Here is a 15832-nt window from a genome sequence, read left to right as displayed (position 1 = left end):
TCATCCGTTTTTTTGCGGGTTTTCCTTGGCCAGCAGGGCGGGAGTCGCAGGCAGGCGCTCAACCACGGCAAGCTTTTCCGGACGCTGGGCGTCGCGCCAGGCGCGAAAGGCGCTCAGTTCGCCGTCCAGGGTCTTCATGACCCATGCCAGCACGGCAATGTCGTCGAGCATGCCGAACATAGGGATAAAGTCCGGGATCGCATCGATCGGGCTCAGGAAGTACATCAAGCCCGCTACCACCGAGATCAGCGCCTTGGGGCTGATGGCCCGGTACTCGCCGCGCCAGTAAGCCAGGCACAGGGCCTGGAGCAACTTGAGGTCATCCTTGAGCTTGCCCAGGCGATTGCCCTGGTTGGAGCCCTTGGCGGCGACGGCGAACAGCAGCGTCGGCAAGCGCCCACGGCCTAGGAGGCGTGCGGCCATGGGCAGGAAACGGGTGAAATTGAAGGGTGGTTTCATCGGTCACTCCAGTTCCAGGCGACATAAAAGGTTATCCACACAAATTGTGGATAACCTTGTGAACAGAGCCTATTTTCTGCGCTGAAAGCCACGTAGTACAAGGCTTGCAGTCAGATCGGGCGTTTTTTGCGCACTGAAAAAAAACCCAAGATTTCATTGACTTGGCGTTGATGTGCGGCTACCCGTACTCGAGTCTTATATCAGACTGTTGCAGGTTGCAGGCGTTCGATCGGATGTGTGCGGGTGCGGGCTCTGCAACCCCCAGAAACAACAACGCCCCGTCGAGACGGGGCGTTGTGTGTTCAGGCGCCTGTTACTTCTTGGCAGCCGGTGCAGCAGGAGCGTCAGCCTTGGCTGGGTCCTTGATGGCCAGCAGCTCCAGGTCGAATACCAGCACGGAGTTGGCTGGGATCGCTGGGCTTGGGCTTTGTGCGCCGTAGGCCAGGTCCGAAGGAATGTACAGCTCGACCTTCTCGCCCACGTGCATCAGTTGCAGGCCTTCGACCCAACCTGGGATCACGCCGCTGACCGGCAGGTCAATCGGGCTACCGCGATCCACGGAGCTGTCAAAGGTGGTGCCGTTGGTGAGTTTGCCGGTGTAGTGCACAGTCACCACGTCAGTCGGCTTAGGCTGGGCGCCGTCGGCTTTCTTGGTGATCTTGTACTGCAGACCGGAAGCGGTGGTGACGACGCCGTCTTTCTTGGCGTTGTCTTCGAGGAATTTCTTGCCGGCGGCTGCCGACTCTTCGCTCATCTTGGTCATGCGTTCTTCAGCACGCTTCTGCAGTGCGGCAAACGCTTCAACCAGCTCGTCGTCTTTGAGCTTCTGCTCTTTTTTGCCGACGGCATCTTCGATGCCTTGGGCTACTGCTTTGGAATCCAGGTCATCCATGCCTTCTTGGGCGAGGCTCTTGCCCATGTTCAGGCCGATGCCGTAGGAAGCTTTCTGCGCCGGGGTTTTCAGCTCTACGCTGGTCTGCGAATCACAACCCGCAAGTACCAGGCTAACCAGGGCCACCGCCGCCGCCAACCGATGCTGTTTCATGCTATTTCCTTGTTCATGCGCCAATAGGGCATTCGAATAAAGTCGCGAGCTTATCAGGCGGCCACGACCAATGGCTACCGGCATGTGAGCAGGAAACTTCTGATAAGTTCACGTGTTTAAAAGCATTTTCATTCATGATGGAGGCCCGCGAAGGATCGCGGGACCGCCCACTACCGGGCTCATGGCCACTTGCCGCACCTGTGGCGTAGTGGCATAACATCGCGACAACTCGACAAGGCCGAGACAAGGATAGCCATCTTGCGCATTTTTTCCCGTGTTTTACTCCTGATATTCACCCTGCTGGGCATCGCCCTCGCCGTGGTGCTCTATTACACCGTCAACCCCAAGCTGCCGGACTACGTGCCCGTGGAGCAGGTGCACTACCAGGACCAATGGAGTGCCGCCGACCGCCAGACCTATTACTTCACGCCCCAGGGCACCCAGGTAAAAGGCCTGCACTACGATTGGTTCACCGCTCTGGAGTTGCCGTTTTCCGAACAGCGTTTCGCAACGCCCGAGTATCTGGCGCGCTTTGGCTTTCTGGTGGACCCCAAGCAAGTGCCCACTGCGCAAAACCCCGGCAACCTGCCGGTGGGTTTCGCCCGGCATAAAAACGCCGGCAGCAACGCCCAATACCTGGATATCACCTGCGCCGCCTGCCACACCGGCGAATTGCATTACAAAAACCAGGCCCTGCGTATCGACGGCGGTTCCGCCCAGCACGTGCTGCCCTCCAGCGTGCCAACCTTGCGCGGCGGCAGTTTCGGTCAGGCCCTGGTCGCCAGCCTGGCGGCCACCTATTACAACCCGTGGAAGTTCGAACGTTTTGCCCGCCAGGTGCTGGGGGATCGCTACGACGCCGAGCACACGCAACTGCGTAAGGACTTCAAGCAATCACTGAACCAGTTCCTCAAAGTAGCCTGGAACGATACTCACCGTGGCCTCTACCCCACTGAAGAAGGCCCTGGCCGTACGGACGCCTTTGGCCGTATCGCCAACGCCAGCTTTGGCGATGCCATTTCCCCGGATAATTATCGCGTCGCCAATGCGCCGGTGGACTACCCGCAACTGTGGGACATCTGGACCTTCGACTGGGTGCAGTGGAACGGATCGGCCCAGCAGCCCATGGCGCGCAATATCGGCGAAGCCCTGGGGGTCGGCGCGACCCTGGCGTTTTTCGACGACGCCGGCCAGCCACTCCAAGGCGATGCGCGTTACCCATCCAGCGTGCGGGTACGCGACCTCAACCTGATCGAAGAAACCCTGCAACGCCTCAAGCCACCGACCTGGCCCGAGGACCTGTTCGGCACCGTCGACAAGCCGCTCGCGGCTCAAGGCCGCGCACTCTTTGCCGAAAACTGCGCCGGCTGCCATGTGCCCAGCGTCAGCCAGGAAGGCGGACGCCCGGTGCAACAGCTGAAAATGCTGCCAGTGGACTACATCGGCACCGACCCCGGCACAGCCAGCAACATCGCCGACCAGCGCTACGACCTCAGCGCGTTGCAATGGGACCTGGCGGAATTGGCCAAACTCAACGTCGAACTGCACCCCACGCCGACCGAGCCGCTGGACCTGAAAAAGCTGTCCGTGGCCAAGGGCCTTGCCTACGTCACCGCGTTCGTCGAAGAACATGCCTACCGCGCCGCTGGCGTAACCCCGGCCGAACGCCCGCGCCTGGACGGCTACGGCCTGCCCATCGGCGTACGTGAGTTGCGCGCCTACAAGGCACGGCCATTGGCGGGCGTTTGGGCGACGCCGCCGTTCCTGCATAACGGTTCGGTGCCGACGATCTACCAGTTGCTCTCGCCCCAGGACGAGCGCAGCACCACCTTCTATAAAGGCACGTTCAACTACGACCCGCGCCACCTCGGCTTCGAGACCGGTGCGTTCAAGAATGCCTTTTTGTTCGATACCAAAATCACCGGCAACCACAACAGCGGTCACGAATTCCGTGCCGGCAGTCGTGGCAACGGCGTAATCGGCCGTGGCCTGCTGCCGCAGGAACGCTGGGCGCTGCTGGAATACCTCAAAGTGCTGGGCGGCCCGCTGGAGCAACAACTGCCATGATGATTCGATCCCCCTACGACCGACCTTCCCTGCTCGCCCGCCTGTGGCTGCGCATCGGCGCATTCCTCGGCAAGACCCTGCTGTGGCTGGTGGGCCTCGGCCTGCTCGGTTGGCTGGGCGCCAGTGCCTGGTATGCCTGGCAGCACAGCGGCCCGGTGTCGCCGAATGAGCAGACTCCGCCCGGCGAAGCGGCGATGACCCAAGGCATCATCCAGACGGCGGTGCGCATCGTCGACCAGCACCGCGAAGGCACACGCTACCTGCGCGATGCCCATGCCAAGGCCCATGGTTGCGTGAAGGCCGAGGTCAGCGTGTTGGCCGACCTCGACCCGGCATTGCGCCAAGGCGTGTTCGCCGAACCGGGCAAGACCTGGCAGGCGATGATGCGGCTGTCCAACGGCAACGCCTACCCGCAGTTCGACAGCATCCGTGATGCGCGGGGCATGGCGCTCAAGCTGCTGGACGTGCCGGGCAAGCAACTGCTGGCCGACCAACAGGCGCGCACGGAACAGGACTTCGTGATGTTCAGCCACCCGAACTTCTTTGTCAGCGATGTGGCGGAGTACGCGCAGAACATCGGCGCGCAAGCAGATGGCAAGAAAGTCCTGGCGTTCTTCCCCAAGGCCGACCCACGGACCTGGCAGGTACGCCATCTGTTTATCGCCCTGGCGACCCTGGCGCCCGCACCGGCCAGCCCGACGCAGACCACCTACTTTTCGGTGTCGCCCTACAAGTTCGGCGCGGCCAACGCCAAGTTCCGCGTCGCACCCGACCCGCAGAGCTGCCCGGAATATCAACTGCCCAAGCAGAACCAGGACCTGCCGAACTTCCTGCGCAGCGCCTTGAGCCAGCAGCTGTCCACTGACCGCGTGCCTGCGTGTTTCGTGCTGCAGATCCAGCGGCAGAACCCGCAGAAATTCATGCCGATCGAAGACACCAGCATCGAATGGAAGGAGAGCGATGCGCCCTATGAAACCGTGGCCAAGGTGCGTATACCGGCGCAGGATTTCGACACACCCGAGCAGAACCTGGCGTGCGACAACCAGTCGTTCAACCCCTGGTTTGGTGTAGCGGAACACCGCCCAATCGGCGGCATCAACCGCTTGCGCAAGGCGGTGTACGAAGCGGTCAGCGATTACCGCCACAGCCGCAACGCTCCGTAAAGAATGCGTAACAATGGACCCGACGGCGTAAGGATTGCGTCGGGTCTATTGAGCCGTTTTCACCCCGCCTCTACCGTGAGTACCTACCCCATCACCCGTAGGAAATCACCGTGGAAAGCTCAACCCTCGGCATGATCGTACTGACCCTGATCGCCGTGTTCGGCACCGCGTCTTTTTGCTTCGAACACCTGGCAACACGCCAGACCAAAAAGAAAAAAACCGGTCAGCACTGACCCTCAGCCAGCCTGTTCTGGCTCCGCCGTTCGAGCCTGCAACCACTGACGAAAACTGCGCACCGCCGCCGGCGGGTTGCGGTGATGTGGCTGCATCAAGTGCAGGCGGCCGCGACTGTGCATGTTGTGGGGCAAGGCCATTTGCAGGCGCCCGGAATCGAGGTCGCTGTCCAGCAAGCGCTTCCAGCCGAGGGCGACGCCGTGCCCCATCACCGCCGACTGCATCAACAGTTGATAGCTGTTGGTGCGCAAGGCGTGACGCGGCGAGTAGTAATCGGCGCCCGCATCAGCGAACCAGTCGGCCCAGGTGAGCCAGTCGTGATGGTGGTCCTCAACGATCAGCAAAGTGTGAGCGTGCAACAAGTGATGCAGGTCGCGAATCGGGCCGTGACGCTCAAGGTAATCGGGGCTGCACACGGTGATGACCTGTTCGCTGTCAAACACCGGCGACAGCTCAAGGCCGTGGGGCGCCGCCAGTTCATCCAAGTGATAGAACAAACCCAGGTCGTATTCGCTGACATCCAGGTGGCTGGGACTTTCGCTGCACAGGATGCGGATATCCAGGTCCGGGTGGTCGCGCTGGAACTGCGGCAACAGACCGGCCAGCCAGATGGAACTGATGGTGGGCGTGCTGGCCAGGGTCAACTGGCGATCGGCACCGCGTCTGCGCAACTCGGCGGACTCGCGATCAAGCTCGCGCAACAGGCGTTGGACGGTACGGAAATAACGTACCCCGGCGGGGGTCAGGCTCAGGCCCTGGGCCAACCGATAAAACAGCGGGCGGGCCAGGTCTTCTTCGAGGCGCTTAACCTGGCGGCTGACTGCGCTTTGGGTCAGGTTCAGTTCATGGGCCGCCTGGGTAAAGCTCAAATGGCGGGCCGCCGCTTCGAAGGTCTGCAAGCAGTTGAGGGGAGGAAGATCGACGTTTCGGCGCGACATGAGCAAGTCCATTGGCAATGACGGGCCCAGGTTACCCCAGGCCCGCAGAGATCACGTTGGCGTGCATCCTGCCAGTTGCCTGCTCAGAGCGCGACCCTGGCCACGCGTTTACTCCATTGCCGACGGTGTTCCAACTGGCCGTTTTCCCAGGCGGTCTGCTCCGCTTCGATGTAGAACCACTCGGCATCGGCGTGCACGCTCAAGTGGCTTTCCACCTCCACGGCCCACTGGTCGCGGCCGACACGGTAGTGCCATTCGATATCGGCGCGCGTCGACAGTGGATCCCAAGGCAAGGTGCGGTACTGCTCGGTGCAGCGCTGGTCTACCGACAAACCGTGGTCGGTAAAACGCACCGAACCCAAATCATCTTCGATTTTCACGCAGACTTCACCACTGCCCACGTCTTCGATCAACGTACGTTTCGGCGCAGCAGCACGTAGGACTTCCATCGCGACCGGCGTAGCCGACTGCGGCGCTTCGAACGGGCAGTCCACCGCCTCGCCGTTGAATATCGGCAGTTGCAGGCTTTGCAGGCTCGGCAACAACGTCAGGGTGGTCAGCTCGCGGCTCGGCCACAGCAACGGGAAACTCGCGGTGCTGAGGGCCAGGCGCAAACGGTAGCCGGCGGGCAGGCGCATGCCGATGTGGTCGAGGTTTAGCTGCACATCCATCGGTTCACCAGGGACTACAGGTGTTACCTGGGAAAAGTCCTCACGCAGGGTGAGATTAAGCACACCGTAGCTGATCTGCGTGACTTGCCCGTCCGGCGCTATCGCATTCAGCCGGGCGACCAATTGGCCACAGGCGGTGTCACTGGCCAGGCGCAACTTAAGACGTGCATCGCCGAGCAGCGCCAGCGGCTCGGTCAGCGGTGGGGAGTCGAAGCACAGCGAGTTAGCGTCATCGCGGCGTTGATCCGTCGGCCCGTCGGGGCCAAACCAGATGGCGCAGTATTCGCCCTGATGCAGGCCGGTGGTCAGCGGCGAGCAGAGACTGCGCGGCGCCGCCAAAGGCTCTGATCCTGCACTCAGCCCCTGTTCACCGAGACTGAAATCGGTCCATTGCACCTGCGGATCCGGCCAACCTGCCGTTTGCACCCAGATACCCGGCCGCTCGGCATAACTGCCCTTCGGCGGCAGAATATCCTGTAGGTAAAAAGTGCAGGCTGCGTCATCCATTACCCCGTTATCGATGCCCTTAAGCCAGTGATCCCACCAGCGTTTGGCCTCTTGCAGGAAGCCAATAGCCGGGTTCGGCACAGCAAAATGCGGGTACTTGTGGATCCACGGCCCGATCATGGCTTTCTTCGGGCCCGGCAGGTTTTGCATCAGGCGCGAAACGGTGTTGCGATAGGCATCGCCCCAGCCGCCCACCGCATACACGGCGGCCTTGATCTTTGAATAGTCCTCGCACACCGAGCCGTGGCGCCAGTAATCATCGCGGGTCTGGTGTTGCAGCCAGGTTTCCGCCAGCAACGGCATGGCGTCCAGGCGTTGGTGCCAGAGGCTTTTCCAGTCGTCGACCAACAGCGGGTCAGGCACCGCCGCACTGAAGTTGAGCATGGTGGCAGCCCAGCCGAAGTTCTCCATCAACAGGTTGCCGCCCTTGTAATGGATGTCGTCGGCAAAGCGGTCATCGGTGGAGCACAGGGTAATGATCGCTTTCAACGCTTCGGGCTGGCGCGCGGCGACTTGCAGGCCGTTGAAGCCGCCCCAGGAAATGCCCATCATGCCGACATTGCCGTCGCACCAGGGTTGCTGGCACAACCAGTCGATCACTTCGAGGGCGTCTTCCTGTTCCTGCAACAGGTATTCATCGGCCATCAGGCCCTGGGATTCACCATTGCCTCGCATGTCCACCCGCACACACACGTAGCCCTGCCCCGCCATCCACGGATGGGTCAGCGCGTCGCGTACGGCGGTGCCGTCGCGTTTGCGGTACGGCAGGTATTCGAGGATTGCCGGGAAGGTCTGCAAACCGGCGACTTCCGGCAACCAGATACGGGCGGCCAGTTGGGTGCCGTCCTTCAAGGGGATCAGGCAGTGCTCGATTTCGCGCACGGTGTAAGCAAATTCAGTGACGATTTCCATCAGTAACTCCTACAGCGGTTCAATCGATCAGCGGGCGAAATCCGGCACCGGGCTGGCGCCGCGCAGTTCCGTCTCGGGGGTCCGCTGAAGGCGTTTCACATCCAGCAATGCGGGGTTTTTCAACCAGAAGATCAGCGAGGTACTGGCCAGCAACACCAGGATCATGCCCGGCAGGCCGCCGAGGTTGGAGAGCATCTTCACGCCGTCGATGCCGACGAATGAGACCATCACCCACGACACCGAGCCGATGATCACGCCCCAGACGATCTTCAACATCGGATTGCCGTCCAGATCGGAATCGGCGGTCACACCTTTGCTGCACAGGTTGGCGATCACATCGGTGCTGGAGTCGGCGGCGGTGACAAAGGAGATGAATGCCACGAACAGCAGGAACGCGATCATCAGGCCGCTCGCCGGCAGTTGCTGGAACATCTGGTACAGCACGTGCTCCACGCCCTGCTCGTTCAGCACCCGGTTGAGGCTGCCGTCGCCCAGCGCATCGAAGTACAGGCTGGTGCCGGAGAAGATGCAGATCCACACCGCCGTGAACAACGCCGGGTACAGCATGTTGATATGGATGAATTCACGCACCGTGTAGCCGCGGCCGATCTTGCCGAGGAACAACGCGCTGACCGGTGCCCAGGCAAACCACACCGACCAGTAGAACACCGTCCAGCTGTGCGGCCAGGTGTCGCCACTGGCGGCGCCGGTGAACAGGCTGCGGCTGAAGAAGGTGTCGAGGTACACGCCAAGCGACTCGACGCCGAGGCTGAACATGTACAGGGTCGGCCCGCACAACAGCACGAACAGCCCCAGGGCCAGCATGATCCAGGTGTTGAACGAAGACAGCATCACAATGCCTTTCTGCAGACCGCTGGCGGCCGAGGCGACAAAGGTGATGACGATGATTGCAATGATGATGGCCAGTCGGAACGGCGTGGTTTCACCGCCGATGTACTGGGCCAGGCCACCGGCCAGGGTCAACGCACCGGTGCCCAGGGACGAGGCCATGCCGGCCACCAGGGCGAACATCGCCAGGGTGTCGATCAGCCCGGCATAGCGCCGGACCCGTGCTTCGCCCAGCAACGGTTCAAGCATGGCGCCGATGGAAAAGTTGCTGCGACGGTTGTAGAACACCAACGCAAACACCAGCGAGGGCACCAGGTAGATGGCGTAGGGCGTGATGGTCCAGTGCAGGAACATCGTCGACATGGCAAAACTCTTCGCCGCCGAACTGCCCGCCTCGATCGGCAGGCTGGTGGGCGGGCCGTACAGATGGTAAAGCGGCTCGGCGGTGGTCCAGAACAGCACGCCCACCGCCAGCGTGGTGCACAGCGCCACCATGAACCAGCGCCATTTGCTCAGCAACGGCTGGGCGTCTTCACCGCCGATCCGCACCTTGCCCAGCGCGGAAAAGTAGACGATCGCGGTCAGCACCACCATGGCAAACGAGCCGGCACTGAACAGCCATGAGAAGTTCTTCAGGATCAAGTTGTTGAGCTGTTTGCTGGCCGCAAGGAATGCATTCAGGTCGACGTAGCTGGCGATCACTGCCGCCAGCAGGATCAGGAACGTTGGCCAGAACACCAACGGACGCAGTGGATATTTCATAGAGAGCCATTCCCCTTGCAGACTATTTTTATGTTGGAGAGCGAGCCCCGCAGCATCCTGCTGCCGGTAACCCGCCTGGAAGTCTTCGCGTGGCTATAGATAAACGTTTAAGCGACCGAGGACGCAATCAACCAATGTGCATGGGGGTATTCCCCCACGTCATGACGCACCCGTACAGTTCAAGACGAATAGGCAGTGCACACCGGGAGTGCGCAAAGAGGATAAATTGCAGACGAAAAAAAGCCCGCTCAATGAGCGGGCTTCTTGGGGTGACCTGGCGTTCAGTGTTCCAGGTGACCGAATATGGCGCAGCGGACGGGACTCGAACCCGCGACCCCCGGCGTGACAGGCCGGTATTCTAACCGACTGAACTACCGCTGCGCGTAACACGTAAAACGAATGGTGGGTGATGACGGGATCGAACCGCCGACATTCTGCTTGTAAGGCAGACGCTCTCCCAGCTGAGCTAATCACCCTTCGTTTCGGTGTGGGCGGCATCATACACCAAAAATCCGCAATGTCTTGATTTAAATGCAATTTATTTGAAATATTTTCTCAGGCGCGACAAAACCCAGCAAAAACGGGCTTCTACGCCTTCAAACGCGAGTCTATTGCGTTTACCCGGCCCTTGGCTGCACAATTAAAAACCATTCTCAATAACACTTGAGCCACGCCTATGTCTGTGGGTGAACCGCCCTTCCAACGGGAAATTACCCAGCTCTACAGCGAGCATCATGGCTGGCTGCTCACCTGGCTAAGACGCAAGCTGGGCTGTCGACAGAATGCCGCCGACCTGGCGCAGGACACGTTTGCACGCATCCTGAACGCACGTGAGTCCGTCGCTGGCATTCGCGAACCCCGCGCGTATTTGAGCACCACCGCCCGGCGGCTGCTCATCGACCAGGCGCGGCGCAGGCAGATTGAACAGGCTTACCTGCAAGAATTGGCATTGACGGTGGACGCGCTTGAAGGGTTCCAATCCCCGGAGCAAATCCACACCACCCTTGAAGCCCTCGAACAGATCGCCTTTATCCTGGAAGGCATGCACACTTACTCGCGCCAGGCGTTCGTGCTGTATTACCTCGAAGACTTGACCCAGCAACAGATTGCCCGGCAGCTCAAGTTGTCGGAACGCACCGTGCGCAAGTACCTGATCCAGGCGCTTATGCATTGCAGCCACAGCATGGACACTTGATCGAGCATGTCGGACGTCGAAGAACAAGCCGCCGAATGGCTGCTGCGCCTCCACGATGGCGAATGGGACGAGGCCCAGTTGCAGGCGTTTGAGCGCTGGAAACAACAAGGCCCGCATCACGCTGCAGCCGCCGCACGCATGGAAACCGTGGTTTCGCGCATGCAGGCCCTGCGCGGTAAAAAAGCCCCTGCCCGTGCCGCATTGAATGCGGCCTTTGCGCAGCCGAAACCGCGTCGCAGCAAGCGCGCCGTGCGCGCACTGGTATTGGCGTGCAGCCTGGCGATTCCGGCAGCGGCATTGTGGGTCAGCCCCTATCCGCGGCAGTGGATGGCCGATGTGCGCAATGGCCCGAGCCAATGGCAAACCCTGCAACTGGCGGACGGCTCGACACTGACCCTCAATGGCATCAGCGCGGCGAACCTGCATTTCGATGGCCAGCAGCGTCGTATCGAACTGTTGCAAGGCGAAATCCTGGTGGAAGTCGCCCACGACAGCACCCGGCCATTTGTCGTGCAGACGCCGCAAGGCACCCTGCGTGCACTGGGCACGCGGTTCGTGGTCAAGCGCGAAGGTGATGTCACGGTGCTGAGCATGCTCCAGTCGCGCGTGGCGGCACAAAGCGCGAACGGCCAGCAGACGCTGGAAGTCGATGCAGGTTCGCGGGCCCTGATGCACACGAACGAAGTCCGCTTGGCGGGCACTGTCGACCCGAGCAGCATCAACGAAGCCTGGCACCGGCATCAATTGGTGGTGGAGAACCAGCCCTTGCCCGAGGTGCTGGATGAAATCGCCCGGCATCGCAGCGGCCGTGTGCAGTTCGATCGCGCCGCACTGCAAAGCCTGCGCGTGTCTGCCGTAATCCCGTTGGATAACAGCGACCGCGCCTTGCGATTACTCGCGCAAACGTTGCCGATACGGGTGCAGTCCTTCACGCCCTGGCTGATCGTGGTTGGCCCCGAGCCAGCATCCAATAAATAATTATTCGCATTTGCTTCCGGTTTTTTCGAGGTTGCCCGTCAAGGAAGGTAATTCGACACATAAAGGACTGCCTTCACCATGCACACCCCTTCCTACCCACGCGGACGCTTTCGGCTACTGAAAGGTGCGCCATTGTCCTTGGCCCTAATCACTACCGGCACCTTGCACATCGGTCTGGCCCAGGCGGACGCCGTCAGCGTCGCCGCCCACTCCTACGACATTCCTGCCGGGCCATTGGGCAGTTCGCTCAACCGCTTTGCCCAGCAGGCGGGTGTGGCCATCGTGTTCCAGTCCCACGAACTGGAAGGCCTCAAAGGCCCTGGGCTCAAAGGCAACTTCGGGATTCAGGACGGGTTCGACCGGCTGCTGGAAGGCAGCGGCTACCGCGCGGTAAAAGGCGATCAGGGATATGCACTGCAACCCGCGCCCATCGCCGGCAACGGCACCATGGAGCTGAGTCCGACCGCCGTCACCGCCAACCAGTTGGGCAACGTCACCGAAGGCACCGGTTCCTATACGCCCGGCACTATCGCGACCTCCACGCGGCTGGTGCTGACGCCCAAGGAAACCCCGCAGTCCGTGAGCGTGGTCACCCGCCAGCACATGGATGATTTCGGCCTGAACAACGTTGACGACGTGATGCGCCACACGCCCGGCATCACCGTTTCCGCCTTCGACACCGAGCGTACCAACTACTATGCCCGAGGCTTTTCGATCAATAACTTCCAGTACGACGGCATCCCTTCGACCGCACGCAACGTCGCTTACTCGGCGGGCAACACCCTGAGCGACATGGCGATCTACGACCGTGTCGAAGTGCTCAAGGGCGCCACCGGCCTGCTCACGGGCGCAGGCTCATTGGGCGCGACGATCAACCTGGTGCGCAAGAAACCCACCGCAGACTTCCAGGGCCACGCAACCCTCGGCGCCGGTTCGTGGGACAACTACCGCAGCGAGCTGGATGTCAGCGGCCCCATGACCGAAAGCGGCAACGTGCGTGGCCGCGCCGTGGCGGCCTATCAGGACAAGCATTCGTTCATGGACCACTACTCGCGCAAGAGCCCGACGTACTACGGCATCATGGAGTTCGACCTGTCACCCGATACCCTGCTGACCGTCGGCGGCGATTACCAGGACACCTTGCCGAAGGGCTCGTCGTGGTCGGGCAGTTTCCCGCTGATCAACTCCAAGGGCGACCGCAACAGCGTCAAGCGCTCGTTCAACAACGCCGCGGACTGGAGCAGTTGGGAGCAATACACTCGAACCGTCTTTGCCATGCTCGAACACGACCTGGGCAATGGCTGGGTCACCAAGCTGCAACTGGATCACAAGATCAACGGCTATCACGCGCTCATGGGCTCGATCCAGGGCGACCAACCGCAGCCGGATGGCACCGCGCAACTCACCTCGGGTAAATACACCGGGGAAACCGTCAGCGACTCGGCCGACTTGTACGTCAGCGGCCCATTCAACCTCGGCGGGCGCGAACATGAGCTGGTGCTGGGTGGCTCCATCAGCGCGTCGGAGTGGAAAGGCAAAGGCTACTGGAACCTCTCCCCCAATATCGTCGACTTCAATAACTGGCACGGCCACGCCACGATACCGGACTGGGGCAAGGCGCAATCGCTTACCGATGACACGGTGCGCCAGACCGGTGCCTACGTGACCACGCGACTGAACCTCGCCGATGACCTCAAGCTGCTGCTGGGCGGGCGCGTGGTCAACTACCAGGTCACGGGCTACAACCCCAATTACCGCGAGTCCGGACGTTTCGTCCCGTACATCGGCGCCGTGTACGACCTCAACGACACCTATGCGGTCTACGCCAGTTACACCGACATCTTCATGCCACAGGAAAACTACAACCGCGATCGCGACAACAAGCTGCTGGAACCGGATGAAGGCCAGAACTGGGAACTGGGCGTGAAAGCCGATTTCCTCGATGGCCGGGTGAACGCCAGCGCGGCGTACTTTGAAATCCATGAGTCAAATCGCGCGCTCTCCGACGACGAATACAACAACCAGACACCGATCCCGAACAACTACGCCTATAAAAGCAGCAAGGCCGTCACCAAGGGTTACGAGCTGGAGATGTCCGGCGAGATTGCCCCAGGCTGGCAACTCCAGGCCGGCTACACCCATAAGGTGGTGCGCGACGACAAGGACGTGAAGATCTCCACCTTCGAGCCCGAAGATCAGGTCAAGCTGTTCACCACCTACAAACTCAAGGGCAACCTGGACAAGCTGACCGTCGGCGGTGGCGTGCGCTGGCAAAGCGTGGGCTGGCAGGACATCTACAACTCACCCCATGGTGGGTATGAAGAGTTTTCCCAGGACGCTTATTGGCTGGTGGACCTGATGACCAAATATCAGGTCACTAAAAACCTCTCAGCGACCCTGAACGTCAACAACCTGTTCGACAAGCACTACTACACCAACATCGGCTTCTATAACTCCGCCGCCTACGGTGAGCCGCGCAACTTCATGGTCACTACACGCTGGGATTTCTGATCGCCCAATAAAAAACGCCGCCAATCATCGGAAATGATCGGCGGCGTTTTTTGGTTTTTGCAAACCCCGGACAGCAAAAAGCCCGCTCATTGAGCGGGCTTCCTGTGGTGACCTGGCGTTCAGTGTTCCAGGTTACCGAATATGGCGCAGCGGACGGGACTCGAACCCGCGACCCCCGGCGTGACAGGCCGGTATTCTAACCGACTGAACTACCGCTGCGCGTAACACATGAAGCGAATGGTGGGTGATGACGGGATCGAACCGCCGACATTCTGCTTGTAAGGCAGACGCTCTCCCAGCTGAGCTAATCACCCTTCGTTTCGGTGTGGCGCGCATTCTACGGAGCGACCTTGAGTCTGGCAAGCACTTTCTTAAATCTTTTTTTTGATAGCTTCCAATGGCTTAGGCAGGGTTGGCCTGGGACGTTATCAAGAGAATAATGCCCCCCTTTGTATAAAGGAGAGACTCACCCCATGTGGTTCAAGAACCTGCTTATCTATCGCCTGACCCAAGATCTGCCTGTTGATGCCGAGGCGTTGGAAGCGGCCATGGCCACCAAACTGGCGCGCCCTTGCGCAAGCCAGGAATTGACCACTTACGGTTTCGTCGCGCCTTTTGGTAAAGGTGAAGACGCTCCTCTGGTTCACGTCAGCGGTGATTTCCTGCTGATTGCCGCGCGCAAGGAAGAACGCATCCTGCCGGGCAGCGTAGTGCGTGACGCACTGAAAGAGAAAGTCGAAGAAATCGAGGCCGAGCAAATGCGCAAGGTCTATAAGAAGGAACGCGACCAGATCAAGGATGAAATCATCCAGGCCTTCCTGCCACGCGCCTTTATCCGTCGCTCGTCGACCTTCGCCGCCATCGCGCCGAAACAGGGCCTGATCCTGGTGAACTCGGCCAGCCCGAAACGCGCCGAAGACCTGCTGTCGACCCTGCGGGAAGTGATCGGCACCCTGCCGGTTCGCCCACTCACCGTGAAAACCGCGCCCACCGCAATCATGACCGATTGGGTCACCACCCAGAAGCCAGCCGATGACTTCTTCGTCCTCGACGAATGCGAGCTGCGCGACACCCACGAAGACGGCGGCATCGTGCGTTGCAAGCGCCAGGACCTGACCGGCGAAGAGATCCAACTGCACCTGACCACCGGCAAAGTCGTGACCCAATTGTCCCTGGCCTGGCAGGACAAGCTGTCCTTCATGCTCGACGACAAGATGACCGTCAAGCGCCTGAAGTTCGAAGACCTGCTGCAAGACCAGGCGGAACAGGACGGCGGCGACGAGGCCCTGGGTCAACTGGATGCGAGCTTCACATTGATGATGCTGACGTTCGGCGATTTCATCCCGGCGCTGGTTGAAGCACTGGGCGGTGAAGAGACACCACAGGGCATTTAACGCTTTGTGAAGATCAAACTGTGGGAGCGGGCTTGCTCGCGAATACGGTGTGCCAGTCACTGAATATGTTGACTGATCCACCGCATTCGCGAGCAAGCCCGCTCCCACATTTGGATCCGGTTTGCACTCCGACTACCTCTCTAATAA

The 15832-nt window shown here is 60.6% G+C and carries 12 protein-coding genes and 4 tRNA genes; 7 read left to right on the top strand and 9 right to left on the bottom strand.

Features of this window, described 5'->3' with window-relative positions; genetic code table 11:
- Together AYR47_RS16700 and AYR47_RS16695 are read right to left on the bottom strand one after the other, a co-directional pair.
- Entirely contained in the window at nt 1-459 is a 459-nt protein-coding gene (locus AYR47_RS16700; protein ID WP_061435956.1) for a YkvA family protein, read from the bottom strand.
- A 313-nt stretch (nt 460-772) separates the two neighbouring features.
- The gene (locus AYR47_RS16695; RefSeq protein ID WP_033897692.1) at nt 773-1504 is read right to left on the bottom strand and encodes an FKBP-type peptidyl-prolyl cis-trans isomerase; all 732 of its coding nucleotides are present in this window, start codon (nt 1502-1504) and stop codon (nt 773-775) included.
- 258 nt (nt 1505-1762) lie between these two features.
- Between AYR47_RS16695 and AYR47_RS16690 the strand changes: the two genes are divergently transcribed.
- From AYR47_RS16690 to AYR47_RS33150, 3 genes are all read left to right on the top strand, one after another.
- Complete coding sequence (locus AYR47_RS16690; protein ID WP_061435954.1) at nt 1763-3571, top strand: di-heme-cytochrome C peroxidase; 1809 nt, start codon at nt 1763-1765, stop codon at nt 3569-3571.
- Complete coding sequence (locus AYR47_RS16685) at nt 3568-4734, top strand: catalase family protein (protein WP_033897690.1); 1167 nt, start codon at nt 3568-3570, stop codon at nt 4732-4734. The genes AYR47_RS16690 and AYR47_RS16685 overlap by 4 nt, the downstream gene beginning before the upstream one ends.
- Nucleotides 4735-4844: 110 nt before the next feature.
- Nucleotides 4845-4967 carry a hypothetical protein gene (locus AYR47_RS33150; protein WP_256348291.1) on the top strand — a complete coding sequence of 41 codons (123 nt, stop codon included), beginning with the start codon at nt 4845-4847 and terminating at the stop codon, nt 4965-4967.
- A 3-nt stretch (nt 4968-4970) separates the two neighbouring features.
- On the opposite strand, the gene AYR47_RS16680 is transcribed toward AYR47_RS33150, so the two are convergent.
- The 5 genes from AYR47_RS16680 to AYR47_RS16660 all read right to left on the bottom strand — a co-directional run bounded on the left by AYR47_RS16680 (nt 4971) and on the right by AYR47_RS16660 (nt 10083).
- On the bottom strand, nt 4971-5906 hold the full coding sequence (locus tag AYR47_RS16680; RefSeq protein ID WP_061435953.1) for a LysR substrate-binding domain-containing protein: 936 nt from the start codon (nt 5904-5906) through the stop codon (nt 4971-4973).
- 83 nt (nt 5907-5989) lie between these two features.
- Entirely contained in the window at nt 5990-7996 is a 2007-nt protein-coding gene (locus AYR47_RS16675; RefSeq protein ID WP_061435952.1) for a CocE/NonD family hydrolase, read from the bottom strand.
- Nucleotides 7997-8023: 27 nt separating this feature from the next.
- Nucleotides 8024-9607, bottom strand: coding sequence for a BCCT family transporter (locus tag AYR47_RS16670; RefSeq protein ID WP_061435951.1), 1584 nt, complete (start codon nt 9605-9607; stop codon nt 8024-8026).
- 304 nt (nt 9608-9911) lie between these two features.
- Nucleotides 9912-9988, bottom strand: a tRNA-Asp gene (locus AYR47_RS16665).
- Nucleotides 9989-10007: 19 nt separating this feature from the next.
- Nucleotides 10008-10083 (bottom strand) — tRNA-Val (locus AYR47_RS16660).
- Nucleotides 10084-10283: 200 nt separating this feature from the next.
- On the opposite strand from AYR47_RS16660, the gene AYR47_RS16655 reads away from it, so the two are divergent.
- The 3 genes from AYR47_RS16655 (at nt 10284) to AYR47_RS16645 (ending at nt 14291) form a co-directional block, all read left to right on the top strand.
- On the top strand, nt 10284-10802 hold the full coding sequence (locus AYR47_RS16655; protein WP_061435950.1) for a sigma-70 family RNA polymerase sigma factor: 519 nt from the start codon (nt 10284-10286) through the stop codon (nt 10800-10802).
- A 6-nt stretch (nt 10803-10808) separates the two neighbouring features.
- Nucleotides 10809-11780, top strand: coding sequence for a FecR family protein (locus tag AYR47_RS16650; protein WP_061435949.1), 972 nt, complete (start codon nt 10809-10811; stop codon nt 11778-11780).
- Nucleotides 11781-11858: 78 nt separating this feature from the next.
- Entirely contained in the window at nt 11859-14291 is a 2433-nt protein-coding gene (locus tag AYR47_RS16645) for a TonB-dependent siderophore receptor (protein WP_061435947.1), read from the top strand.
- 142 nt (nt 14292-14433) lie between these two features.
- On the opposite strand, the gene AYR47_RS16640 is transcribed toward AYR47_RS16645, so the two are convergent.
- Both AYR47_RS16640 and AYR47_RS16635 read right to left on the bottom strand, forming a co-directional pair.
- Nucleotides 14434-14510, bottom strand: a tRNA-Asp gene (locus AYR47_RS16640).
- Between the two features lie 19 nt (nt 14511-14529).
- Nucleotides 14530-14605 (bottom strand) — tRNA-Val (locus AYR47_RS16635).
- Nucleotides 14606-14764: 159 nt separating this feature from the next.
- Here AYR47_RS16635 and rdgC point away from each other — a divergent pair.
- Nucleotides 14765-15685, top strand: coding sequence for a recombination-associated protein RdgC (gene rdgC, locus AYR47_RS16630; protein ID WP_010211632.1), 921 nt, complete (start codon nt 14765-14767; stop codon nt 15683-15685).
- The last annotated feature ends 147 nt before the right edge of the window (nt 15686-15832 follow it).

Origin of the sequence: Pseudomonas azotoformans, from assembly GCF_001579805.1 — a bacterium.
In the GTDB taxonomy this organism is placed as follows: Bacteria; Pseudomonadota; Gammaproteobacteria; order Pseudomonadales; family Pseudomonadaceae; genus Aquipseudomonas; species Aquipseudomonas azotoformans_A.
Note: the sequence above shows the minus strand (reverse complement) of the source record. Positions and strands in the feature narration are given on the sequence as shown.